Genomic DNA, 23,697 nt, shown 5'->3' on the forward strand with positions numbered 1-23,697 from the left:
ACCTTAGGCAAATTGCTGCCACTCTTCTTCCAGCAGACTAATGAGGTCTTCGTTGCCCTGACTCCGAGCCACTTGCAGCCGCCGCTCAAGAGTTTTCAGAATTGCATGGCGATGGGCTTCGGCCAAGGAGTCGCGCTTACGCTGGGGAAGTACTGAAGGGGCAGTACTCGTCGTCGGAGCGGTTGTGGTAACTGGTGTACCGTTGGTTTGGTAGGTTACCCCCCGCCAGCAGAGGACATGATTGGGTTGAGGAACCGGTTCAGCCGCTTTGTGCCCTACCCATTGCGCCCCCCGGTAGAGACCCTTGGCACCCGATTCAACAAGGGGAATGTGCTGCTCAGAAGTTTCGTATTTAACGCCGCGATAGATTAGTTGCATAATTAAATCAAGGCTCCTAGGTGAATACTATTGACTCGTTATCAAGCTTTAGGTGGTCTGCGCTAGGAAACAACTTGCCTCTAAATTTCTGTATTCTATTATACGATTTTTCGATCTTCATTGGGTAGAAGCCGGTTTTTTTAACAAATCTTTAGCCCTCCCACAGTCCTCCTATGAACGTGTTGTCACTCCCTGCCAATGCCAGTCACCTTTTAAGGACGTTGCGTCCGGGTCAACGGGAAATCAGTGAATGGCAAGGGGGTCTCTTGGCGGTATCGGCAGTGCCCGGAGCAGGCAAATCCCATGGCATGGCCGTAGGAGCAGCGATCGCCATCGCTCGCGAAAAACTCCATCAACAGCGGCAACTGGTCGTAGTCACCTATAGTCGTTCGGCAGCGGCCAATATCAAGGTGCGGATTCGCCAGTACCTGCGGGAAATGGGCTTGCCCCGCAATGGTTTTAGTGTGCAGACGCTCCACAGTTTGGCCTTGAAAATTGCCACCAGTCACCCCACAGCGGGTCTGCGTTGGAGTGGCGAGAATTTAATGAGTGAGCATGAGCAGCGACGCCTATGTATTACCTGTGTTAAGGAATGGGCGCGATCGCACCCCGATATTCTCGAGCAATTGATCCAAGGCTGCGATACCAGTCCCCTGAGTGACGTTGAACACGATGGTCGCAGAAGTGCGCTTTTGACTGACATCTTGGTGAAGTTGGCACAAACCGTTATTAGCAGTGCCCGCAGTATGGCGTTGACGCCCCATGATCTGCGGCAGTTGTCCCAGCAGTTGCGCTCCCAAAGTGCAGCCGCAGCAGAATCCTACCCCTTTTTAGAAATTGGTGCCGACCTTTTGGCACTGTACCAGCACCATTTAGCGCAGCGAGAGCAAATTGACTATGATGAGATGATTTTGGCAGCGGTACAACTCCTAGAGGGCGATCGCCAGTGCCGCCAAGAATGGCAACAGCGGGTGTATGCCGTCTTTGAGGATGAGGCGCAGGACTCGACCCCCTTGCAATCGCGGTTACTGCGACTTCTCGCCGAGGACAACACCACAGGGCAAGTGAATTTTGTGCGGGTGGGGGATCCCAATCAAGCCATTAACTCCACATTTACGGCGGCAGACCCTCTCTTTTTTAATGAATTCTGTGACGAATGTGCCCAGCAGCAGGCCTTCTATAAAATGACCCAAGCGGGGCGATCCACCCCATTGGTCATTCGATCGGCCAACTTTTTAGTGAACTGGGTCAATCATGCCCTCAAAGGCCAAGAACTGCCCTTTCGATCCCAAGCAATTCAGCCCGTCTCACCGACAGATCCGCAACCGGGGGCGAACCCACCCCCCTGGGGAGAAGGGGTAGAAATTGCCCGACCAGCAACCGTTTTCGAGACCGTGCGCGAGCTAGCAGCACGTATTTCTGAGGTTTTAGCAGAGTATCCTGAGGCCTCAATTGCGGTACTGGTGCGTACCAACCGCCAAGGGGAATTTGTCGCGGATCTGTTGCGATCGCCCGCTAGCTTCAGCATTGATACCGACCTTGCTGCTCAGGGGATTCCGATTCTCGATGTATCGGGCATTGAACGGCGATCGCAGGTGCCCAAAGAATTGCTGGACATTCTTTATTTTCTCCACTGTCCCTATTCTCCCGAAGCGGTCAAAGCAGCCCTGACTGTTCTTCAGGAGCGCAAACGCATTTCTGTCCAAAATTTGGATCGCTTAGCCGCCCAGCCAGAGGTGTTTCTCTACCCTGGTCCTTTAGACCCCCCTGCCGAGGAACCGGTACTCAAGGCACGGCACTACTGTCAACGTCTCCTCAAAGCCCGCCTAGAGCTGTCTCTATTTCCTTTGATCGCGTACTGCGCTCAGGAATTGGGCTATGATGCCGCTGAATTGGCCACCAGCGATCGCCTGATCTGCCACTTGGCACAGCAGGAACCAACGCAACTGTGGGAGCGTATCCATCCCCGTTGGCAGGAGTTGGTGGCAGCGGATCGCTTTGACGCTGTTGAGATGGAAGACCTCCATAGCCGTTTAGTGCGATCGGGGCAGGTAACGATTATGACGATGCATCGCGCCAAGGGTCTGGATTGGGATGCCGTCTTTGTCCCCTTTTTAGAGGCAAGAACCCTCCCCGGTGAGAGCTGGGTGGCGGCCAATGCCAAGTTCCTCAGTCCAGAGGTGGATTTTACGGATGTGGTGCGATCGCAACTGCGGGCCTACGGCCATCAGCAACCCCTTCCTGACTGGCAAACCGCCTATCAAAAAGCCACAGAGGCCAAAGTTGCTGAGGAATACCGCCTGCTTTACGTGGCCATGACCCGTGCTAAGCGTTTACTGTGGCTCGCCGCCGCCCACCAAGCCCCCTTTAACTGGCAGAACTTTGACTGGCGAGGGTTTTATCAACTGCAAGACAGTGACCCTTGTCCTTTCTTAGCTGCCCTAGAGCAGAAGCTAAAGAAACATGCCAAGGCTACTCGCGGCGATCGCTAAGGCTATCACGCCCCGGCAAGCGTTCCATGGCTGCCAAGACGGCCCGTTCTGCTGCCAGAATATCCCGCTCCGCGCCCCCCAAAAAGAGTCGGCCAAAACTGCCCACGGCTGAAATCTGCAAGATATTAATGAGTGCTGCCTTTTCCGCTTCATTGGCGGCCAGTGCAGCATAGGCGGCAGGTTCTACTTCAAACACATAGAGGGTTTGCCCCGCCAAAATCATATTGCCCCGCCGCGAGCGGTTAATTAGTTGGGTGTGGTGGGCATCAATATTGCGAATCACCTGACTCGAAATCACCCGTGGCCGCAAGCAATCCTGTACCCGAGCGCCAATGGCATCTAAAATTGCTTGCCCTGCTGCGCGTACTTCCCCCTGATTGCCCGAATGCACCTCCAATAGTCCGTAGAGTCGCTCGATAAACAAAACTCCCGGCCGCACCACCGCAGACTTCAAGGCAATATCCAAAAGGCGATTGACATCAATCCCCGGTGAAATCTCCACCCAGAGGGAGCAATCCCCCGGCAAAGGCAAAAACCCTTGAGCCACGGTTCCCAAGTAGGCCGCGTGTTGCGGTTGAATCGAGTCGAGATAGACATAACTGCGCAGATCAACGCCCAAGGTGGTGGATTCCTAACGCGCCAGTACCCATGATCGCCGAAAATGCCCTAGGACAATAGCCATTGCAGGCGTGGATCCGTAAAGTCCTCAATGCAGACCTCTGCTCCTGCGGCTTGCAGTGCCGTTTCCGATTGCGTTGTTAACACTCCCCAGCAGAGCATCCCTGCCCGCACCGCTGCCATCACCCCTGCCACGGCATCCTCAAAGACAAGACAATGCTGCGGCAACACCTGCAACCGCTCCGCCACTAGGAGATAGCATTCTGGATCGGGCTTGCCCCGCTGCACATCCTGCTCCATCACCACCGTATCGAAAAAGTTGCCCACCCCCTCACAGGAGAGCACCAATTCCACATTGGCAGCACAGGCCGAGGTGCCTAGGCCCAAGCGATAGCCCTTTTCTTTAGCACTTTTGAGAAAGGGCAACAGCCCCGGCAACAGTTCCAAATTGGGTGCCAGCAATTCCCGAAAGACAGCCTCTTTGCCGGCGCCCCAGCGTTCGACTTCCGCTTCAGTGACCGATCGCCCCAAGAGTTCTGGCAGGAGTTCGGCATTGCGTTTGCCCCCCATTTGCCGCAACTGTTCCAGATTGATCTGCTGCCGCAGTTCAGGGGTGCGATCGACATAGACCCGCCAAGCTTCAAGGTGGTAGGGCATGGTATGGCAGATCACCCCATCCATATCAAAAATCAGGGCACGCTGCGAGGGTTCAACGGCAAGAAACTGGGAAAAATTAGCCATTGGCGAAAAAGTTGGGCATCAGCAAGTGTAGTCTATCGTCTTTTGAGACTAAAGAGGCTGGCCAATCGATCAATGGAATTTTGCCGCAGGCTAGCCCCCAAAATCTCAATTAAAATACGGGCAACCACACCTGCAAAAAAATGAGTCAACATCTACAGTAGGAGTACAGCCCTTTATCTAAGCTATAGGGTACGTCAAGGGACGTTGATCCTGTTTAAGAGTGGATTTGACGGTTCTGGGTCTGTTCCATCTTTTGGGAAGAGGGCTGTAAATTGGCATACAAAAACACGCCAAAGTGGACGTGTTAAGATGAGTGTTACCAGCACGCAGGAGCCATTAGGGGAAGGGTCATGTTTGAACGGTTTACAGAAAAAGCCATTAAAGTCATCATGCTGGCACAGGAAGAGGCTCGCCGCCTCGGCCACAACTTTGTCGGTACCGAACAAATTCTCCTCGGATTGATTGGTGAAGGCACCGGTGTGGCTGCGAAGGTGCTACGTTCCATGGGCGTGAACCTCAAGGATGCCCGCATCGAAGTGGAAAAAATTATTGGCCGTGGGTCTGGTTTTGTGGCGGTGGAGATTCCCTTTACCCCCCGTGCCAAGCGAGTGTTGGAACTCTCCCTCGAAGAAGCCCGCCAACTGGGACACAACTATATTGGTACTGAGCACCTTCTTTTGGGTCTGATTCGCGAAGGGGAAGGGGTAGCAGCACGGGTTCTTGAAAATCTCGGCGTTGATCTGTCGAAAGTGCGCACTCAAGTGATTCGTATGCTGGGTGAAACCGCAGAAGTGGCTGCCGGTGCCAGCCAAGGGCGCACCAAAACACCGACACTGGACGAATTTGGTGCCAACCTCACCCAGATGGCCATTGATGGCAAGCTAGATCCCGTGGTGGGTCGGCAAAAAGAAATTGAGCGGGTGATTCAAATCCTCGGCCGCCGCACCAAAAATAACCCTGTGCTGATCGGTGAACCGGGGGTAGGTAAAACCGCTATTGCTGAAGGCCTTGCCCAACGCATTGCCAATAAAGATGTCCCCGATATTCTAGAAGACAAGCGGGTGGTCACCCTCGATATTGGCCTGTTGGTGGCGGGCACGAAGTACCGAGGTGAGTTTGAAGAGCGGCTGAAGAAGATCATGGATGAGATCCGCCAAGCCGGTAACGTGATCTTGGTGATTGACGAGGTACACACGTTGATTGGGGCTGGGGCTGCTGAGGGTGCCATTGATGCGGCGAATATCCTCAAACCCGCCTTGGCTCGTGGTGAGTTGCAGTGCATTGGTGCCACCACGTTGGATGAGTACCGCAAACACATTGAGCGAGATGCCGCCTTGGAGCGCCGCTTCCAACCGGTGATGGTGGGTGAACCCTCCGTTGAGGAAACCATTGAGATCCTCTACGGCCTGCGGGAACGCTACGAGAAGCACCACAAGCTGAAAATTTCCGATGAAGCCCTTGAGGCGGCAGCGAAGCTGTCTGATCGCTACATTAGCGATCGCTATCTGCCCGACAAAGCCATTGACCTCATTGACGAAGCCGGCTCACGGGTGCGCCTGATTAACTCGCAACTACCGCCTGCGGCCAAGGAACTGGATCGCGAATTGCGGCAAGTGCTCAAAGAAAAAGACGATGCCGTGCGTGCCCAAAACTTTGACAAAGCGGGTGAGTTGCGCGATCGCGAGATGGAACTGAAAGCGCAAATCCGTGCCATTGCCCAGCAGAAAAAATCCGAAAGCGCCAATGGTGAAGAGGAAACCCCCGTCGTTACCGAAGAGGACATTGCCCACATTGTTGCCTCTTGGACGGGTGTGCCTGTCAGCAAGCTCACCGAAAGCGAATCGGAAAAACTGCTGCACATGGAGGAGACCCTGCACCAGCGGGTCATTGGCCAAGATGAAGCGGTGAAAGCCATCTCCCGTGCCATTCGCCGTGCCCGTGTCGGTCTAAAAAATCCCAACCGTCCCATTGCTAGCTTTATCTTCTCTGGGCCAACCGGTGTGGGTAAAACCGAGCTAACGAAAGCCTTGGCCGCCTACTTCTTTGGTTCTGAAGAGGCGATGATCCGCCTGGATATGTCCGAGTACATGGAGCGGCATACCGTCTCCAAGCTCATTGGTTCGCCCCCCGGCTATGTCGGCTACAACGAGGGCGGTCAACTGACCGAAGCCGTGCGGCGGCGTCCCTACACGGTGGTGCTCTTTGACGAAATCGAGAAAGCCCATCCCGATGTCTTTAACCTGCTGCTGCAAATCCTTGAGGATGGTCGCCTCACTGACTCTAAGGGGCGTACCGTTGACTTCAAGAACACCCTCTTGATCATGACCTCGAACATTGGCTCGAAGGTGATTGAGAAAGGCGCTGGCGGTCTTGGCTTTGAGTTTGGCACTGAGGATGCTGCTGAATCGCAATACAATCGCATTCGCTCCTTGGTGAATGAGGAACTGAAGCAGTACTTCCGTCCAGAGTTCCTCAACCGCGTGGATGAGATTATTGTCTTCCGCCAGCTGACCAAAGACGAGGTCAAGCAAATTGCCGACATCCTCTTGAAGGAGGTCTTCTCACGCCTGACCGAGAAAGGAATCACCCTAGAAGTGACGGATCGCTTCAAGGAGCGACTCATTGAAGAAGGCTACAATCCCAGCTACGGTGCGCGACCCCTGCGGCGAGCCATTATGCGCCTCCTAGAGGATACCTTGGCTGAGGAAATGCTCTCTGGCCGCATTCGTGAAGGGGATACTGCCCTCATTGATGTGGATGAATCGGGTCAAGTGAAGATCCAAGCTCAACCTCGGCGTGAGCTACTGCCCCAAGCGGTTGAGTAGGGTATTGACTTCCTATGCCAGACACACCGCAAGAGGTTTATGGGGACTCCCTCAGCTCCCGAGCGCTGGATCACGACTGGCGCACCATTTATCCCTTGGGTGCTTACCAAATCCACGGTCTGGCATGGGTCGATCCCCAAGCCCTGTGGCTACGTCAATTGCCCCGTTTGCCCTTTTGCCAAGCAACCCTTGGCGCCAGTTTTTTGGCCTTGGATCGGGTGCGGGGCTTTATTTTGCTCATCAATGGCGAAAATGACCACAGTGAGATTCTCAATCCCTACGATCTAGAGGCATTTCTCGATGCCGATGGCCTCTGTCTCCATCGCGAAACCCTCTGGTTTTGCCGGGACACATGGCTCTATCGCTGTCATCTGCCTGACTGGCATGTAGAAAAGGTGCTGGAGTGCCGCTATCCCATTTACGGTGTGGCGGTGGATGACACAGGCATCTATGTGGCCTGTCAAAAATCGGGTTACATCCACTGTTTTGATGAAACAGGTCGAGAGCAGTATCGCCTCAGCGCGCCGGGCATTGGCTGTGAAAATTTAGCCCTCAAGGATGGCTATCTGTGGGTGAGCGATCGCCTAGAGCAATCTATCTATTGTCTCGATCGCCAGAGTGGCCGTGTTGAATGGGTGGCCTTGACGCCCTTTGCCCAGCCAACGGCGTTTACCTTTGATGCAACGGGGCGACTGTGGGTGGCCTATGGCGGTGAAGAACCCTATTTGCGGGATAACCCCAACAACCGCGAAGCCCCCCTCGAAATTGATCATCGCGATATTTGCCTGATTCATCCTCTGCTCTATCAGACCCACAAAGAGCAGTATTACACGGTCTCCAATGGCTATCTGATTGAGATGGCCTACGTGGAGGAAATGTCTCCCCTCGATGCGCTGCACCTAGATAACCTAGAGTGGCGAATTGCTCTGCCCGCCAATTCCCTGCGCCAAAAATTGCTGCGGGTTGAACCCGTCGGTACCCCCTTTCGCTTGGAAACCGTGGGTGATCAGCAGGTGGCGGTGTTTGATTTTCCTGAAGTGCGTCCCTACGAAGCCCGTCTTTTTGGTTGGCGTGCTTGGCTAGAAGTGAGAGGTATCAAGTACCATCTCAGCTTTGACGACATTGATGAGACGCTACCGCTGCCGCCAGAATTTGCAGCACAGTATCTAGTGGATAACGATGAGTTGGCGATGGATCAACCCATTGTCCAGGAGGTGGCACGGCAAGCTGTGGGCACAGAGACCAATATCCTGCGCAAGATGCTCAAGATTCGTAACTATGTGTACGATCGCCTGAGCTATGCCATGCGACCCACGATTGAAACGCCCGATTTGGTTTTGAAACGGGGAACGGGGTCCTGTGGTGAGTACGTGGGGGTGCTCCTTGCCTTGGCGCGATTAAATGGCATTGCCTGCCGTACGGTGGGTCGCTACAAATGTCCCCCCCATCCCCAAAAGCGGGGCATTCCCCTTCAACCCACCTATAACCACGTTTGGTTGGAGTTTTATGTGCCGGGGGTTGGCTGGTTGCCCATGGAGTCCAATCCCGATGATGTCGTAGAGCGCGGCCCTTATCCAACGCGGTTCTTTATGGCACTGCCTTGGTACCACGTGGAAGCGGGTAAAGGGATTCGCTTTGAGAGCACGAATTATCGCGATCGCGGGCTACGCCTTGGAGATTTAGCCCTCAATCATGTGCGCTTTACCATTCATGGTGAGCTGCCCCCAATTGCCTAAATAGTTCTAAAACAGGAGCACTCGCAGTAATCCCAAAGGAGCCGGCTGCCAATCGCCGCGCCAATCCAAAAGCTGTACTAACACCAAGTAGCCAATTCCCAATAACAGGGAAATGACACCGGTGACGATCGCCACCCATTTGCCCGATGACCGTTGAGACACCCTGAGCCTCCTATTCATTCTTGAGTCGCAATACCGCCATAAAGGCCTCTTGGGGGACATCCACCCGCCCGATCGCCTTCATCCGTTTTTTACCCGCTTTTTGTTTTTCGAGGAGCTTGCGTTTACGGGTCACATCGCCGCCGTAGCACTTGGCCAAGACATCTTTGCGTAAGGCGGGAATACTTTCACTGGCAATCACCCGTGAGCCAATGGCCGCTTGAATGGGAATTTTGAACTGGTGGCGTGGGATCAAATCCTTGAGTTTGCTGACAAGGGCACGTCCCACATAGTAGGCCTTATCGCGGTGAACAATCGCTGCCAAGGAATCCACCGGGTCGTTATTGATCAGGATATCCAGTTTCACCAGATCATTAGGACGGTAGCCAATCAGGTGGTATTCCATACTGGCATAGCCGCGGGATCGCGACTTCATTTCATCGAAAAAGTCCGTCACAACTTCCGCCAAGGGCATTTCATAGACCAATGTGGTGCGCCCTTGGGTGAGGTAGCGCATATCCTTAAAGATACCCCGCCGCGACTGCGCCAATTCCATCAGCGTTCCCACATAGGTTTCGGGGGTAATCATTTCCAGTTGAACGTAGGGTTCCTCAATTTTTTCGCGGTATTGGGGTTCCGGTAGCAGGCTGGGGTTATCAATCGTCAGCACTTCCCCTTTGATGGTGGTGACGCGATAGACCACCGAAGGGGCGGTAATGATTAAGTCCAGATTGTATTCCCGCTCTAGCCGCTCTTGGATAATTTCCATGTGCAGCAGCCCCAAAAAACCACAGCGGAACCCAAAGCCCATGGCACTGGAGGTTTCCGGCTCGTAGTGGAGCGAAGCATCGTTGAGCTTCAATTTTTCAAGGGCTTCCCGCAGATCCTCAAACTGATCGGCATCCGTGGGAAAAAGACCACAAAAGACCATCGGTTTGGCCTCAGTGTAACCCGGAAGAGGTTCCTTGGCTGGGTTTTGTGCCAATGTAATCGTGTCGCCGACACGGGCATCGCCAACGGCTTTAATGGCGGCTGCGAGGTAGCCCACTTCCCCAGCATGGAGACTGTCCACGGGTTTTTGGTTGGGCGCGAGAACGCCGAGTTCATCAATTTCGTACTCTTTGCCAGAGGCCATCAAGCGAATGCGATCGCCCTTGCGCACCACACCATCCATGACCCGAAAATAGACAATCACCCCTCGGTAGGCATCGTAGTAGCTATCAAAAATCAATGCCCGTAGGGGTTGATCTACCGTATCGCGGGGGGGTGGCACCAAATGCACAATGGATTCCAGAATTTCCTCAATGCCAATTCCCTCCTTGGCAGACGCTAGAACCGCTTGGGAGCAGTCGAGGCCAATAATCTCTTCAATTTCTGCCTTCACGCGATCGGGCTCAGCGCCGGGTAGATCAATTTTGTTGAGAACCGGAATAATCTCTAAATTATGCTCCAATGCCAGATAGACATTGGCCAGCGTTTGCGCTTCTACCCCTTGGGAGGCATCCACAACGAGGAGTGCCCCTTCACAGGCAGCCAGCGATCGCGACACCTCATAGGAAAAATCCACGTGGCCGGGGGTGTCAATCAAATTCAAAATATACGTTTCGCCATCGCGACTGGTGTAGGTCATGCGGGCCGCTTGCAGCTTAATCGTAATTCCCCGCTCCCGCTCCAGCTCCATATTGTCAAGAAACTGTTCCTTCATTTCACGGGGATCCACCGTGCCTGTAAATTGCAGCAGGCGATCGGCAAGGGTCGATTTGCCGTGATCAATGTGGGCAATGATCGAGAAATTGCGAATGTGGGAAACGGGGACGTCGGTCATACCAGCGAGGGCAACCTTAACAAAATGAAAAACTCCTTTCTTGATTCTAAGCGTCCCTGTCCGATTGTGCTGAGAATTCGGTGGTAGGATAGAAATTAACTGCCGGGATGTAGCGCAGCTTGGTAGCGCATCTGCTTTGGGAGCAGAGGGTCGCAGGTTCAAATCCTGTCATCCCGATTCGGAACCGTAAACCTAGAACGATTGTTGCCCATACAATCCTGCGGTAGATTAGCCTCAGGCCTTTTGGATACGTATTCATTGATGCTGACGGTTCCACGGACAATTTGCCTTGGATTTTTGGCGGTGATTACGCTGGGGACGCTGCTGTTGTGGCTGCCTTGGTCCACTAGTAATGGGGAATGGAACCCCTTTATCGTTGCGCTATTTACCGCAACATCGGCCGTTTGTGTGACCGGCCACATTATTGTCGATACGGGAACCCACTTTTCTCCCTTTGGTCAACTGGTGATTCTGCTGTTGATCCAGGTGGGTGGTCTGGGGTACATGACGGCGACCACCTTTTTGATTATTTTGCTGGGACGCAAGTTTAACCTGCGGCAGAAGATAGCGGTACAGCAAGCCTTGGATCGGCGGGGCATACAGGGGGCACGGCAATTGGTGCGCTCGATTTTGGGTCTCACGTTTCTCTTTGAACTGACGGGTGCCTTGTTGCTGTGGCTGATTTTTCGCCAAGACTTTAGTGATCCACGGGCACTGTGGCTGGCGGTGTTTCACAGTATCAGTGCTTGGAATAATGCCGGGTTTAGTCTGTTTAGTGACAGCTTGATGGGGTATCAAACCTCTGTGCCCCTGAATTTCGTGATTTCACTGCTGATTATTTTTGGCGGCATTGGCTATGAGGTGATCTTTGAGTTTTATCTTTGGCTGCGGGAGCATCTGCGTCACTGGGGTAAACCCGCCTATCTAATCCGCAAGGCGAGCCAGATGACGTTTAGCCTCAATTTCAAAATTGTGACGAGTACAACGGCGATTCTCCTCATCTTGGGAACGGCGATGCTGTTTGCGACGGAGATGCGATCGCCAGAACGATTTGGTCTTTTTTCCTTTGATCAGAAGCTCCTCTTGGCCTGGTTTCAGTCGGTGACAGCGCGGACGGCGGGCTTTAATACCGTCAACATTGGTGAATTCAATAATGGCGGGCTATTTATTATGATTGCCCTGATGTTTATTGGCGGTAGCCCCGGTGGGACGGCAGGGGGTATTAAAACAACGACGTTGCGGATTTTAGCAGGGATTACCAAGTCAGCTCTGCAAGGGAAAGAGGTGGTGCTGCTCTACCGCCGTCAGGTGCCCCCCTCGCTGATCATGAAAGCGGTCGCTGTCGCCTTTGGCTCAATGTTTACAGTGCTGGTTTCCACTACCCTCATCGCGATCGCTGACCCCGAAGAGAATTTCATTAATATTCTCTTTGAAACTGTTTCTGCCTTTGCCACCGTTGGTCTCTCCACCGGCATTACCAGTGGGCTAACCGTCTTTTCCAAGCTGGTCTTGATTGTAACGATGTATGCTGGACGGGTGGGTATCCTGCTGCTGATGGCGGCAATTATCGGTGACCCCCAGCCTTCTAGCGTCCAATATCCTGAGGAAAACCTGCTGGTGGGTTAGGGGGCGGCGTACTCGGCAATGGCGGCAGCCATCTCTTGGGTACCCACGGGTTCTTTGCCCGGCGCAGCCAAATCATAGGTGACAAACCGCCCCTCAGCAATGACTTTTTCCACAGCCGCTTGCAGACGCCGTGCCGCTTCCATTTCACCCAAGTGTTGCAACATCAACACACCAGAGAGAATCAATGCCGTAGGATTGGCTTTATTTTGGCCAGCATATTTAGGTGCTGAACCATGAATCGCCTCAAAAACGGCATATTCATCGCCAATGTTTGCCCCCGGTGCCACTCCTAGACCCCCAATCATCCCGGCACAAAGGTCGGAAAGAATATCACCGTAGAGGTTGGGCATCACCATCACATCATAGAGTTCAGGCTTCTGCATCAACTGCATGCACATGTTATCGACGATGCGATCTTCAAAGGCAATGTCGGGGTAACGGGTAGCAATTTCGCGGGCACGTTCAAGGAAGAGGCCATCGGTAAATTTCATGATGTTGGCTTTGTGAACGGCAGTCACTTTCTGGCGATGGTTGGCCTTGGCATATTTGAAGGCAAACTCAACAATGCGATCGCTCCCCAGCACAGAAATCGGCTTGACACCAATGGCAGCATCCTCACGGATCGGCTTACCCGCTAGATCACTCAAAAAGGCACGGGCTTTGGCCGCCTCGGGACTGGTGTATTCAAACTCAATCCCGGCATAGAGGTCTTCGGTATTCTCGCGAACAATGACAAGGTCAATGTTTTGAAAATAGCTTTTCACCCCAACAATGGATTTAGCCGGCCGTAGGTTCGCATAGAGATTGAGCCGCTTGCGGATCTCGACATTCACAGAACGAAAGCCCGTACCTACGGGGGTGGTAATCGGCCCTTTGATGGCAGTTTTCGTGCTTTTGATCGCATCGAGAACGTGTTCGGGCAAGGGGGTACCGTAGCGTTCCATCATGTCCACACCGGCATCCACCACCACCCAATCAATTTTGACGCCCGTAGCATCAATGGCAGTGCGAGTGGCAGCGGCAACCTCAGGACCAATACCGTCGCCGCGAATTAAGGTAACAGCGTGGGACACGAGTTCTCTCTCCCTATGCAGAACTGAAAGACAAAGGTATTAGGAGGGTAGGATGCCGCTAAATGAGCTTCACCGTACGTAGCGTGTGAAACAAAATTGTCGCCAAGGCGATCGCGCCCGCAACAATGACAAAGTACAAAACAATTCCCATCATGTTTCTCCTCAACAGGTAGTGATTTACCTCGGGATTCAGAATACCCTAGGCTGTGCCTACAAAACTAACATCACTAAAGCGCTTTTGTGCCTCGCTGACGGGACGATTTTTGCCTTCCTCTTGCCAGTAGTTAATGATTTCGGTGGCACGGTTGAGGAGTTCAATCCGCTCGGCTTCCGTAATCCAAGATTTCTTCTCTAACTCCGCCTTCAGGAGTTCCCAAGCATCGGTGCGCGGCCAAAAGAAGTAGGAGGTGAGGGGGCTTGTCCCTTTGCCAACAATTTGATCGACAGCGATCGCCACGTCTTTTTCTAACCAAAGTACTCTCAGGGTAAAGCGGGACAATTCTAACCTCCTAAAACTCGTTTTTCACAAAAAGCCATCCTTTATAATAACCAATCAGGCCAACTGCATACAAGTTTCTGGAGAGCTACGGTTGAGTACCCCCTGCGCCTGTGTCTTTTTTGATATTGATGGGGTGATTCGCGATGTCAGTCGTTCCTATCGCCGTGCCCTAGCGGATACCGTCGAGCATTTTACGGGGGGTGCCTATCGTCCCAGTCAAAAGGAAATTGACAACCTCAAGGCGGAAGGCTGCTGGAATAACGACTGGGAAGGGTCGCGTGAACTCATTTATCGCTACTTTGAACGCCAAGGGAAACCCCGCTGCCAAGTGCCCTTGGACTATGAACGCCTAGTGATCTTTTTTGAGGAGCGCTATAGTGGCGAAAATTGGTGCGGCTATATTCAAGATGAGCCACTGCTGGTGGATGTTGCCTATTTTCAGGCTCTTGATCAGGCACAAATCCGCTGGGGGTTTGTCAGTGGTGCGACGCGGGACTCGGCAGAATATGTTCTGAAACACCGCTTGGGTCTCGATCAGCCCCTTTTGATCGCCATGGAAGATGCCCCCGGCAAACCCGACCCCACAGGACTCCGCATGGCCTACCGTCAGGCCGCGGCTCAGGAAAACATTCCTGCCTTTTATGTGGGGGATACAGTGGCGGATATGCAGACCGTTGTCAATGCCCGCAAAGAACAAGCAACAACGCCGTGGATTGCCTTAGGGGTGATTCCTCCCCATGTCCAGCCCGAAGATCGGCAACGCTATGGCGATCGCTTGCGCTCAGCGGGAGCCAGTGCAGTTTTTGAACACACGCGCGACATTACCCCAGCGATGGTGGCAGCGTTCTTAGGGCAATTGGCTGCCCACGACTCAAACTGCGGGCAATAAGATCACAGCGTTCATTGCCGACATCGCCACTATGGCCACGCACATGGTGCCACTGGACTAAGGGATCATTGAGGGCATCTAGCTCCTGCCACAGGTCTTGGTTGAGAACAGGCTTTTTGGCGGCTGTTTTCCAGCCCCGCCGTTTCCAGTTGTGGATCCACTCCGTAATTCCCTTGAGGACATATTCGCTGTCGGTGTAAAGGGCGATCGCGCTCCCCGGAGCCAGTTGGCGCCATGCCTTGAGGGCTGCAATGGCCGCCTGCAATTCCATGCGATTATTTGTGGTCGCGGGGTGATGTCCCCCCAGTTCCTGCACAGAGCCGTCGGTAAAGTAAATGACCACGCCCCAGCCCCCCGGTCCCGGATTGCCTTCGCAGGCACCATCGGTATAAATGGCACGAATCTCGGTCATGAGTCTCTATGCCCTCCAAAGGTTGCAAATAAAAAAGGGGGGGCCACAAGACCACCCCCGAAACAAATGGATACCAAAGACTACTTGATGCTGACTTTGGCGCCGGCTTCCTCGAGTTCTTTCTTAGCGGCTTCGGCGTCTTCTTTGGTGGCACCTTCTTTCACGGGTTTGGGCGTGGATTCCACCACTTCCTTGGCTTCCTTGAGACCCAAGCCGGTCAAAGAGCGCACCACTTTGAGCACGGCAATCTTCTTGTCGGCGGGGACTTCTTCGAGAATGACATCGAAGGCGGTTTTCTCTTCGACTTCTTCTGCGGGAGCAGCAGCACCACCACCCACAGGAGCGGCGACCATCATGCCACCGACCGGCGCAGCGGCACTGACACCAAAGGCCTCTTCAATTTGCTTGACCAGCTCAGCGGCTTCCAGCAGGGTCAAGGATTTCAACTTTTCGAGAATTTCATCGGTTGCAGCAGACATTGTCAACTCCTATCGTTTCAAGGTTAGAAAACAAGAACAGGTGGCTTCCCAAGGGAAACCGAAAACAGGATCGATCTATGCCGCACCTTTGTCGGCGATCGCCTGGGTTGCCCGCGCCAAGGAAGCAGGAACCTCCTTGATGCCAATGGCAATCTTCGCTGTGACGGCATTGAGGGCACCAGCAATCTGCGCCATGAGTTGTTCTTTTGAGGGCAGATCACCAATGGCCTTCACTTGCGCTTCATCAAGGGCCCGTCCCTCCATGACCCCACCGCGTAGGGTGGTTTTTTTCGTGGCCTTTTGGAATTCTTGGTAGGCCTTGATCGTGCCGCCAATGTCATCCTTGACCAAGAGGAACGCCGAAGGTCCTTTGAGGAATTGGGTCATGGGTTGCCAAGTGTCACTTTCTTTAACCGCCAATTCCATCAGCGTATTTTTAGTGACCTTGCAACTGGCATTACACTTGCGCAAGCGTTGCCGCAAATCCTTCATCTCAGCATCGGTGAGACCTTGGTAGTCAATCACCAGTGCCATTTGTGACTCGCTCAGGCGTTCCTTTAGCTCCGCCACAATTTCTTTTTTGTTTGCTAGCGTGCGTCCCACGCGCATCACCTCCTGTAGTCAGTGCAAGAAAAACCCCAGCAGTGGTGCCGGGGCGATCGCCCAATCCCAACGGATGGACTTCGCAAACCTCGGCAGGAAGATTATGTCTGAGCCAGACCCCTGCGGTCTTCGGTTTCAGTCTTGAGTTGTCCAGTATTGGGCAATAGGCAAGTCCTCCTTAGGCGGCTTCGGCCAGTTTTAGCTCCCGCAGGGCGTTGATGTCCACTTGAATGCTCGGCCCCATCGTTGCGGCCACATAGACACTGCGCCAGTAGCGACCCTTGGCACCACTCGGGCGGTTGCGGTCAATACTCTCTTGTAGTGCCTTGAGGTTGACGAGCAAGTCTTCGGCGCTGAAGCTAGCTTTGCCAAAGAGCACATGGACAATCCCGGTGCGATCGGCGCGGAATTCCACCTTCCCCGCTTTGAACTCCTGAATGGCTTGGGGCAAGTCAAAGGTCACTGTACCGGCTTTGGGCGACGGCATTAGCCCCCGCGGACCCAAAATCCGACCCACTTTGGCTACTTGGGGCATCATATCGGGGGTGGCAATGAGGAGATCAAAGTCCATCCGCCCCTTTTGAATTTCGTCAATGAGTTCCTCTGAACCCACAACATCGGCACCGGCGGCACTGGCTTCAGTCACTTTTTCACCCCGGGCAATGACCGCCACGCGAATCGTTTGACCGGTGCCTTTGGGGAGCGCCACAGTGGTTCGCAATTGTTGGTCGGTATATTTGGGATCAATGCCCAAGCGGATGTGGGCTTCTGCCGATTCAGGAAATTTGGCTGTGGCCGTTTCCTTCAGCAGTTGCAAGGCCTCAAGGGGAGCGTAGGGACGATCCTCCACCTTGGCATAGAGTTCACGCAGTCGTCGCGAGAGTTTACGCATCAGAATTTACCTCCACGGGGTACTAACGAAACGCAGTTTCTCCCCCAACACAACAACGGACTCAACAGGAACACACGAAGGAAAGCTTTAGTCAGCAATGGTCACGCCCATATTGCGAGCAGTACCTTCGATAATCCGCATGGCCGCTTCAATATCGTTGGCATTGAGATCCGGCATTTTCTTCTCAGCAATTTCCCGCAGTTGGGCACGGGTGATGCTGCCCACTTTTTTCTTGTTGGGTTCGCCGGAGCCTTTTTCAATGCCCGCAGCTTTTTGAATCAGCACGGAAGCGGGCGGCGTTTTCAGAACAAAGGTGAAACTGCGATCTTCATAGACCGAAATTTCAACGGGAACCACCATCCCCACTTGATCGGCGGTGCGAGCATTGTACTCTTTGCAGAACATCATGATGTTCACACCGTGCTGACCAAGGGCCGGACCAATGGGGGGAGCAGGGTTGGCTTTACCCGCTTGAATGGCAAGTTTGATAACTGCGACGACCTTTTTCGCCATAGTGAGTTAGCGTCCTAATCTACTTTTTCCACTTGAGTCACTTCGAGTTCGACCGGCGTTTCGCGGCCAAAAATCGAGAGTAATGCTTTCAGTTTGCTGCGCTCAGCACTGACTTCAATCACCTCTCCCTCAAAGTCCTTAAAGGGACCATTGAGAACTTTGATCTTATCACCACTATTGAGATCAATGCGGTGAACCGGTTCTTGTTCTTGGGCTTTGCGGAAGATGCGATCCACTTCGGCCGGACTCAGGGGCATGGGCTTGACGTGACCGCGGCCGCGGCCTGTACTGCGGCGTTGCTCGGCACCCACAAAGTTAATCACATTGGGGGTGTTTTTAATCACCTGCCAAGCTTCATCATCAATTTGCCATTCACCTGTTTCGGGGGACTGCTGTGCCCGCACTTGGACAAGAACGTAACCCGGAAAAACTTTTTCCTCAATGGTTTGCCGCGAGCCATCTTTTTTAATTTTGATGACGGGGGTTTGGGGAATTTCAATGCGAAAGATGCGATCGGCCACATCCAGCGTATGGAGCCGCTGCTCGATGGTGCTTTTCACTTTTTTTTCGCAGCCAGAGGCCACCTGCACGGCATACCAAAACCGTTTGACCTTACCCGCTTGATCCCCTTCGGCCACTTCAACGGTGTCGTCAAGAGGATCGTTCAGATCAGAATGATCAGTAAATTCACTCACCATAGGCGCGTACTCGTAGGAATCTTTGGCTGTCTAGAAAATCAGTGTGGCCAGCCAACGAAAGAGTTCATCCACTAGGTAGATGACCGCAGCGGAAAGGGAAACGATGAGAATGACTGCCGCAGATTCGCCAATCAGACGCTGGCGATCAGGCCACACCACTTTGCTGAGTTCTTCCTTGGTTTCGCGGAAAAACTCGGTTAGATTAAAGCCACTAGTGGGCTTTTCGCCTTCGGTACTCTTGGTCACGGCGGCACTCCTTAGGGCGGGGGCAGCCCGTTGCTACCCGTTTAATTCAGCGCGATTTATTATCATAGCAGGTTTCTTCTTTTTAGGAAATCCCGATGTTTGATTGCTTGCAATCGCGCACCCTCACGACCGCCATGGGGGAGGTGGCCTACGTTACAAATGAGTTCAGCACTACGCCCTATGCCCGCCCGCCCCTGTTTTTTTGGCATGGCTTTGGGGGCGGCTCTAGTCGCTATGAATGGTCAGCGGTTTACCCAGCCTTTGCGGCGGCGTATCCCCTTTTTGCGTTGGATTTGCCCGGTTGGGGAGTCTCTGAGCATCGCGATCAATCCTATACGGTGGCGGCTTATGTGGATCACTTGCTGGAGTGCCTTGGCCAATTGACGGCAGAACCAGCAGTGGTAATCACGTCGTCACTGACGGCAGCCTTTGCTATTCAAGGGGCGATCGCCCATCCCCAACGCTTCCGTGGCCTGATTCTCACCTGCCCAACAGGGTTGAGTGATTTTGGTCAAGATTACCGCCAGACCCCCCTTGCCCAGATTGCCCGCCAGCCCTATGTGGATATCGCCTTTTATCGCCTCGGCGTGGCCAATGTCCTGAGTGTGCAGTCCTTTATGGCCAATCAACAGTTTGCTCGACCTAGCCGCATCAGCCCGGAAATGATTGCCACCTATACCGAAGTAGCGCAGTCGGCGGGGGCAGAATTTGCCGCGTTGGCCTTTGTGCGGGGTGATCTCTGCTGCGATCTCAGTCGCTTTTTACCCCATTTGACGGTGCCGACCTATATCGTTTGGGGAGAGCAGGCAAAACTCCCTCCTGTGGCCGTGGGTCAACGCTTGGCACAGTTAAACCCCGAGGCGATTCGTGCTTTTGATGTGATGCCAGGGGTGGGACTAACGCCGCAGTTGGAGTGCCCTGCGGTGATGATTGGCTGGATTGATCGCTACCTTGGCCAGTTGCTGGCCTCCCCCTGAGGTGATCTAACGCTGGGCATTGGCAGTGGCGGGTAGGGTTGTGCCATAGACACGGGGGCGATCGCCCTGGGCCAATTGGGTGCTGCCTTGAGTATCCACTGCCCAAATTGTGGCTTTGGGGTTCCCCATGGTTTGGGTTTGAAAGAGCACCCGCTGCGGATCCGTTGTGCTCCAGCCCAAAAGGGTGGCAAAGTCGTATTCATCAGCGGTGGGATAAACCGTGGCCACATGACCCACCCCCGCCTGCCAAATCCACGCGCCATCGCTAATTAAATCAGTGGCAAACAAGCCGCTAAGCTGGCGCACCAAGAGACGATTGCCCGTTTCTGACCAGCCAACTGGAACCAGTACTGCAATCAGACCTTGACCTTGGGGCACCTCTGCCAAAAATTCAGGCGGCATTTCCTTGAGGCTTTCAATGCGCTGCTGACTGCCGCTCTGGCGATCGCGAATTTCCAAAACACTCACCAGTTGTTGCCGATGGGCTTCTGGATGGGCCGTGAAGTAGAGGGTGGCCTGTGCCACATAGCGGCCATCGGGAGAGAGATATTGGGGCGTCTGCTGAGTCAAGCGGAGAGATTTCTTAGCCTTTAGAGCAGCGGCGTGGCCGTCGTCAATCCATTTCCAAGGGAGGGGGAAAGGACTCTGAAGCGGATCCGTGACTACTGTTTCTACGGGTTGATCGGGGGCTGAGGGTCGCTGGGCTTGGGCAGGCGTTACTGGGGCGATCGCAAGGGCTGTCAATATCCCACAGACTGAGGAGATCAAAAAGCCCCGCCACGGCGCAAATCGGGTTACCATGAGGTCACTCCTCTGAAATAAAGTTTGCTTATTTTATTGACAGTTTGGTTAAACGAATGATGACGGCTCCTCACACCTCCAGCATAGCAATTGGCCTAGGCCGATCGCAGGAAAATTAACGAAGTTTTATGCTCTTGACAAAATTAGTTAAAAAATCTCGTGACTATTTGCAGTCATTGGCAGTCATTGAGATTCATTCCCAGTGGTTTCCCCTCAGTTCCCCCTCGCTCAAAGATGCGGCGACGACCCCCTATGCAGTGAATGCTAAAGGGCATTTGGCGTGGCCCAAGGGTCGGCACTCCCTCTGGTTGGGGCAGCGAATCACGGTACCCGCGACGGTTCAAGGCTATAGTGTGGCGGGTTTAACTCTACACCTTGATCTCACGTGGTGGGCGGATCAGGCAACGGTGTATGTCAATGGTCAGGCGGTGCATCAGGGGGATTTATTTGATCATTCGGTGAGTCTGTGCCTAGGGGAGGCAGTGACCCCCGGCCAAGCATGGGAGGTGGTGTTGCATCTTGTGAGTCCCGGCCACGATGACGGTGCTTTGGTGAGATCAGGCCTGCGGTTTGAATTGCCAACGGGAGTGAATCCGGACTTTGTTGCCACTGAGTTGGACATTTTGGCGATCTTTGGTGAAACCCTCAACCTGCAACCCCTTGAACCCCTGCTGAAGGACGTTTTAGAAAGTCATGGACAGCGCCCCATCTTAGATCCGTTGCTGGCGGAGATCCACGAGAAAATGCAGGCGATCGCCACCCCCTTGCGGGACTTCACCATGCACCTGTGTGGCCATGCCCATCTGGACTTGGCGTGGCTTTGGCCGATCGCCGAAACCTGGCAAGTGGCACAGTCCACTTTTCGATCCGTCTTGCAGCTAAAGGAACGCTATCCCGAACTCACCTTTACCCACTCCACTCCCGCCCTCTATGCCTATTTGCAGACCCATGCCCCAGAACTTTTTGGGCGGATTCAGGAAGCCGTGGCAGCGGGTTGGTGGGATGTGGCGGCAGGTCTTTGGGTAGAACCGGAACTCAATCTCATTCATGCTGAGTCCATTGCCCGTCAGATTCTCTATGGGCAGCAGTACGTGCAGCAGGCCTTTGGTGGCATTAGCCCCATTGCTTGGTTGCCCGATACCTTTGGCTTTCCAGAACGGCTCCCCAGTTTCTTGGCTCAGGGGGGCATTCGCTACTTTGTCACCCAAAAATTGCGCTGGAATGACACCACACGCTTTCCCCACGGTTGGTTTGTCTGGCGGGATGTGGCGGGGGCGGCGGTGAATGCCCTGATGTCAGCACCCATTGGCGAGGGGATTGCTCCCGTGAAAATGGCTGCCTATGCCCAAGAGTGGTGGCAACAAACGGGAGCGCGGCGCAGTCTCTGGCTCCCTGGTGTCGGCGATCATGGCGGTGGACCAACGGCAGACATGTTAGAACGGGTGCGACGCTGGCAACAACTGGGGGGCATTGGTCCGCAGTGGCGGTGGACAACGGTGCGGCAGTATCTGGAACAATTAACCCAAGAAACACCCCCCACAACCGTCTGGCAAGGGGAACTCTACTTGGAATTCCATCGCGGCTGCTACACCAGCCATGGCGATCAAAAGGCCGCCCACGATCGCGCCCAACGCCAACTGCAAGAGGCGGAACGCTGGTGTGCCCTCGCGGCAATCACAACTTCTTTTTCCTACCCCAGAGAAGAACTCAAAGCCTGTTGGCAACAACTTCTCTTTAATCAGTTTCATGATATTCTCCCCGGCTCCTCGATTCCAGAGGTTTATGCGGAGGTGAACCCAACATGGCAGCAACTCCTGACAACAACAGAAACGTTACTGGGTGCGGCGCAAACGGCTCTGTGTGCGTCTATAGACTACGGCGACCCCCCCGTGGCAGGGGCAATGCCTGTGGTTATTTTCAATAGTGGGGTGGGCGATCGCGCCGGGGTTGTCCACATTGACTTGGCACAGCTCCCTGAGGAGGTTTCCTCTTGGCGGGTTTATTGTCCACGGGGCGACTACGATTTACCAGCGCAGTTGAATGCTCCCCAAGGTTGCTTGACGTTTCGTACCCCTGAGGTGCCGGGAATTGGCTACACACTGCTGTGGCTCTGCCCGCGATCGCGCCCTGATACGCTACCAACCCCACCCTTGGGCTATGTCTTAGAAAATAACTATCTCCACGTTGAAATTGATCCGGCAACAGGGGAAATCACCAATCTGTATGACAAGTTGAATCATCGTCCCTGCTTGGGCGATCGCGGTAATCAACTGCAATTTTTCCGTGATCAGGGGCAATACTGGGATGCTTGGAACATTGACCCCAACTATGGGCAGCAGCGACTGCCGGGGGCGACCCTAGAGGCCATTGAATGGGTGACGTGGCATCAACTGGAGCAGCGACTACGGGTCAGATGGCGCTTTCAGTCCTCGCGGATGCAGCAGGAGTATGTGTTGCAGTATCAAACCCCGTGGCTGCGCATTGATACGGTGATTGACTGGCAGGAGGAACATATTCTCCTCAAGGCGGCTTTTCCCTTGGCAATCAGGGCTGAGCAGATCACCTGTGAAACTCCCGGCGGCGTTACGCTGCGCCCGACCCTTCCCAATCCCCACCTCAGCGCCCATGAGCAAACAAAATGGGAGGTGCCCTTTTTAACGTGGGTGGATCTGAGTACCCCAGAGTATGGGGTGAGTCTTTTCAGCGACTGCAAGCATGGCCTTGATGCCCAAGCGAATCAACTGCGATTAACCCTGTTGCGATCGCCCACTTGGCCAGATCCGACGAGCGATCGCCGCCACCACCGCTTTAGTTATGGCGTGTTTCCCCACAGTGGCTCATGGCAAGCGGCTGCTGTCTCCCAATGGGCGGCTCAGTTTAATCATCCCCTCCGCAGCGCGATCGCCCCTGTCAACTTGTCAGGCACCTTACCCCCCCACGCTCACCTGCTCCATTGGTCGGATGCCCACATTCAATGTTTGGCCCTGAAACAAGCGGAGGATGGACAGGGTTGGCAATTGCGAGTCGCTGAAGTGGTTGGTGAAGGGGGCACCTTGGAGCTGCACTCAACGTTTATTCCATGGCAAGTCAAAGAGCAGCAAACGCTCCTAGAGACGCCCGCAGGGGACACAGACTCAGTAACCCTCAGCCCGTGGCAAATTCAAGCCTTTCGGCTGCACCCTTGACCTGCAATTGCGCCTTGAGGATTCTTGGCG

Annotated in this window: 22 protein-coding genes, 1 tRNA gene and 1 other annotated feature; of the genes, 8 read left to right on the top strand and 15 right to left on the bottom strand. The window is 53.9% G+C overall.

What is annotated here, in order from left to right; all coding sequences use genetic code 11:
• Positions 1-3: 3 nt before the first annotated feature.
• Positions 4-378, bottom strand: a complete 375-nt coding sequence (locus RHP47_RS00530) for a DUF4278 domain-containing protein (protein ID WP_310840762.1) — start codon at positions 376-378, stop codon at positions 4-6.
• Between the two features lie 173 nt (positions 379-551).
• Here RHP47_RS00530 and RHP47_RS00535 point away from each other — a divergent pair, with 173 nt between their 5' ends.
• Positions 552-2,870, top strand: coding sequence for an ATP-dependent helicase (locus tag RHP47_RS00535; RefSeq protein WP_310840763.1), 2,319 nt, complete (start codon positions 552-554; stop codon positions 2,868-2,870).
• On the opposite strand, the gene RHP47_RS00540 is transcribed toward RHP47_RS00535, so the two are convergent.
• Together RHP47_RS00540 and RHP47_RS00545 are read right to left on the bottom strand one after the other, a co-directional pair.
• Positions 2,851-3,489: a hypothetical protein gene (locus RHP47_RS00540; RefSeq protein WP_149817184.1), complete on the bottom strand. Its 639-nt coding sequence runs from the start codon at positions 3,487-3,489 to the stop codon at positions 2,851-2,853. The two genes, RHP47_RS00535 and RHP47_RS00540, sit on opposite strands and share 20 nt — an antisense overlap.
• A 47-nt stretch (positions 3,490-3,536) precedes the next feature.
• A complete protein-coding gene (locus RHP47_RS00545; protein WP_149817186.1) occupies positions 3,537-4,229 on the bottom strand; it encodes an HAD family phosphatase in 693 nt (230 codons plus the stop codon).
• A 350-nt stretch (positions 4,230-4,579) separates the two neighbouring features.
• On the opposite strand from RHP47_RS00545, the gene RHP47_RS00550 reads away from it, so the two are divergent.
• On the top strand, positions 4,580-7,054 hold the full coding sequence (locus RHP47_RS00550) for an ATP-dependent Clp protease ATP-binding subunit (protein ID WP_149817189.1): 2,475 nt from the start codon (positions 4,580-4,582) through the stop codon (positions 7,052-7,054).
• A gap of 14 nt (positions 7,055-7,068) precedes the next feature.
• The gene (locus RHP47_RS00555) at positions 7,069-8,790 is read left to right on the top strand and encodes a transglutaminase domain-containing protein (RefSeq protein ID WP_286626131.1); all 1,722 of its coding nucleotides are present in this window, start codon (positions 7,069-7,071) and stop codon (positions 8,788-8,790) included.
• A 6-nt stretch (positions 8,791-8,796) separates the two neighbouring features.
• Here the strand turns inward: RHP47_RS00555 and RHP47_RS00560 are convergent, their stop codons facing one another.
• Positions 8,797-8,952 (bottom strand): hypothetical protein, encoded by a 156-nt coding sequence (locus RHP47_RS00560; protein WP_149817193.1) that lies wholly within the window; start codon positions 8,950-8,952, stop codon positions 8,797-8,799.
• A 10-nt stretch (positions 8,953-8,962) separates the two neighbouring features.
• The gene (gene lepA / locus RHP47_RS00565) at positions 8,963-10,774 is read right to left on the bottom strand and encodes a translation elongation factor 4 (RefSeq protein ID WP_310840764.1); all 1,812 of its coding nucleotides are present in this window, start codon (positions 10,772-10,774) and stop codon (positions 8,963-8,965) included.
• A 103-nt stretch (positions 10,775-10,877) separates the two neighbouring features.
• On the opposite strand from lepA, the gene RHP47_RS00570 reads away from it, so the two are divergent.
• Positions 10,878-10,951: transfer RNA gene (locus tag RHP47_RS00570), tRNA-Pro, on the top strand.
• A gap of 87 nt (positions 10,952-11,038) precedes the next feature.
• Positions 11,039-12,400 (top strand): TrkH family potassium uptake protein, encoded by a 1,362-nt coding sequence (locus RHP47_RS00575; RefSeq protein ID WP_315863449.1) that lies wholly within the window; start codon positions 11,039-11,041, stop codon positions 12,398-12,400.
• On the opposite strand, the gene RHP47_RS00580 is transcribed toward RHP47_RS00575, so the two are convergent.
• Positions 12,397-13,473 (bottom strand): isocitrate/isopropylmalate dehydrogenase family protein, encoded by a 1,077-nt coding sequence (locus RHP47_RS00580; RefSeq protein WP_310840767.1) that lies wholly within the window; start codon positions 13,471-13,473, stop codon positions 12,397-12,399. The genes RHP47_RS00575 and RHP47_RS00580 overlap by 4 nt on opposite strands.
• Positions 13,474-13,672: 199 nt before the next feature.
• Entirely contained in the window at positions 13,673-13,972 is a 300-nt protein-coding gene (locus RHP47_RS00585; RefSeq protein ID WP_149817201.1) for a 30S ribosomal protein PSRP-3, read from the bottom strand.
• Positions 13,973-14,063: 91 nt separating this feature from the next.
• On the opposite strand from RHP47_RS00585, the gene RHP47_RS00590 reads away from it, so the two are divergent.
• Positions 14,064-14,861: a TIGR01548 family HAD-type hydrolase gene (locus RHP47_RS00590; RefSeq protein ID WP_310840768.1), complete on the top strand. Its 798-nt coding sequence runs from the start codon at positions 14,064-14,066 to the stop codon at positions 14,859-14,861.
• On the opposite strand, the gene rnhA is transcribed toward RHP47_RS00590, so the two are convergent.
• The 7 genes from rnhA to secE form a co-directional block, all read right to left on the bottom strand.
• Positions 14,794-15,273 (bottom strand): ribonuclease HI, encoded by a 480-nt coding sequence (gene rnhA, locus RHP47_RS00595; RefSeq protein WP_149817203.1) that lies wholly within the window; start codon positions 15,271-15,273, stop codon positions 14,794-14,796. The two genes, RHP47_RS00590 and rnhA, sit on opposite strands and share 68 nt — an antisense overlap.
• A gap of 80 nt (positions 15,274-15,353) precedes the next feature.
• Positions 15,354-15,752 carry a 50S ribosomal protein L7/L12 gene (rplL, locus tag RHP47_RS00600; RefSeq protein ID WP_149817205.1) on the bottom strand — a complete coding sequence of 133 codons (399 nt, stop codon included), beginning with the start codon at positions 15,750-15,752 and terminating at the stop codon, positions 15,354-15,356.
• A 75-nt stretch (positions 15,753-15,827) separates the two neighbouring features.
• On the bottom strand, positions 15,828-16,355 hold the full coding sequence (rplJ, locus tag RHP47_RS00605; RefSeq protein ID WP_149817208.1) for a 50S ribosomal protein L10: 528 nt from the start codon (positions 16,353-16,355) through the stop codon (positions 15,828-15,830).
• An 18-nt stretch (positions 16,356-16,373) separates the two neighbouring features.
• Positions 16,374-16,506, bottom strand: a sequence feature (ribosomal protein L10 leader region).
• A 27-nt stretch (positions 16,507-16,533) separates the two neighbouring features.
• Positions 16,534-17,250, bottom strand: a complete 717-nt coding sequence (rplA, locus tag RHP47_RS00610) for a 50S ribosomal protein L1 (RefSeq protein WP_190278287.1) — start codon at positions 17,248-17,250, stop codon at positions 16,534-16,536.
• Between the two features lie 84 nt (positions 17,251-17,334).
• Positions 17,335-17,760: a 50S ribosomal protein L11 gene (gene rplK / locus RHP47_RS00615; RefSeq protein ID WP_149817213.1), complete on the bottom strand. Its 426-nt coding sequence runs from the start codon at positions 17,758-17,760 to the stop codon at positions 17,335-17,337.
• A 14-nt stretch (positions 17,761-17,774) separates the two neighbouring features.
• The gene (gene nusG, locus RHP47_RS00620) at positions 17,775-18,458 is read right to left on the bottom strand and encodes a transcription termination/antitermination protein NusG (RefSeq protein ID WP_149817215.1); all 684 of its coding nucleotides are present in this window, start codon (positions 18,456-18,458) and stop codon (positions 17,775-17,777) included.
• A 30-nt stretch (positions 18,459-18,488) separates the two neighbouring features.
• The gene (gene secE / locus RHP47_RS00625; RefSeq protein WP_149817217.1) at positions 18,489-18,704 is read right to left on the bottom strand and encodes a preprotein translocase subunit SecE; all 216 of its coding nucleotides are present in this window, start codon (positions 18,702-18,704) and stop codon (positions 18,489-18,491) included.
• Positions 18,705-18,799: 95 nt separating this feature from the next.
• Between secE and RHP47_RS00630 the strand changes: the two genes are divergently transcribed.
• On the top strand, positions 18,800-19,681 hold the full coding sequence (locus RHP47_RS00630; protein WP_310840769.1) for an alpha/beta hydrolase: 882 nt from the start codon (positions 18,800-18,802) through the stop codon (positions 19,679-19,681).
• 6 nt (positions 19,682-19,687) lie between these two features.
• Here the strand turns inward: RHP47_RS00630 and RHP47_RS00635 are convergent, their stop codons facing one another.
• Positions 19,688-20,482 (bottom strand): hypothetical protein, encoded by a 795-nt coding sequence (locus RHP47_RS00635; RefSeq protein ID WP_310840770.1) that lies wholly within the window; start codon positions 20,480-20,482, stop codon positions 19,688-19,690.
• 134 nt (positions 20,483-20,616) lie between these two features.
• On the opposite strand from RHP47_RS00635, the gene RHP47_RS00640 reads away from it, so the two are divergent.
• A complete protein-coding gene (locus tag RHP47_RS00640; RefSeq protein ID WP_310840771.1) occupies positions 20,617-23,667 on the top strand; it encodes a glycoside hydrolase family 38 C-terminal domain-containing protein in 3,051 nt (1,016 codons plus the stop codon).
• Positions 23,668-23,697 lie beyond the last annotated feature (30 nt).

Origin of the sequence: Thermosynechococcus sp. QKsg1, assembly GCF_031586415.1 — a bacterium.
Taxonomy (GTDB): Bacteria; Cyanobacteriota; Cyanobacteriia; order Thermosynechococcales; family Thermosynechococcaceae; genus Thermosynechococcus.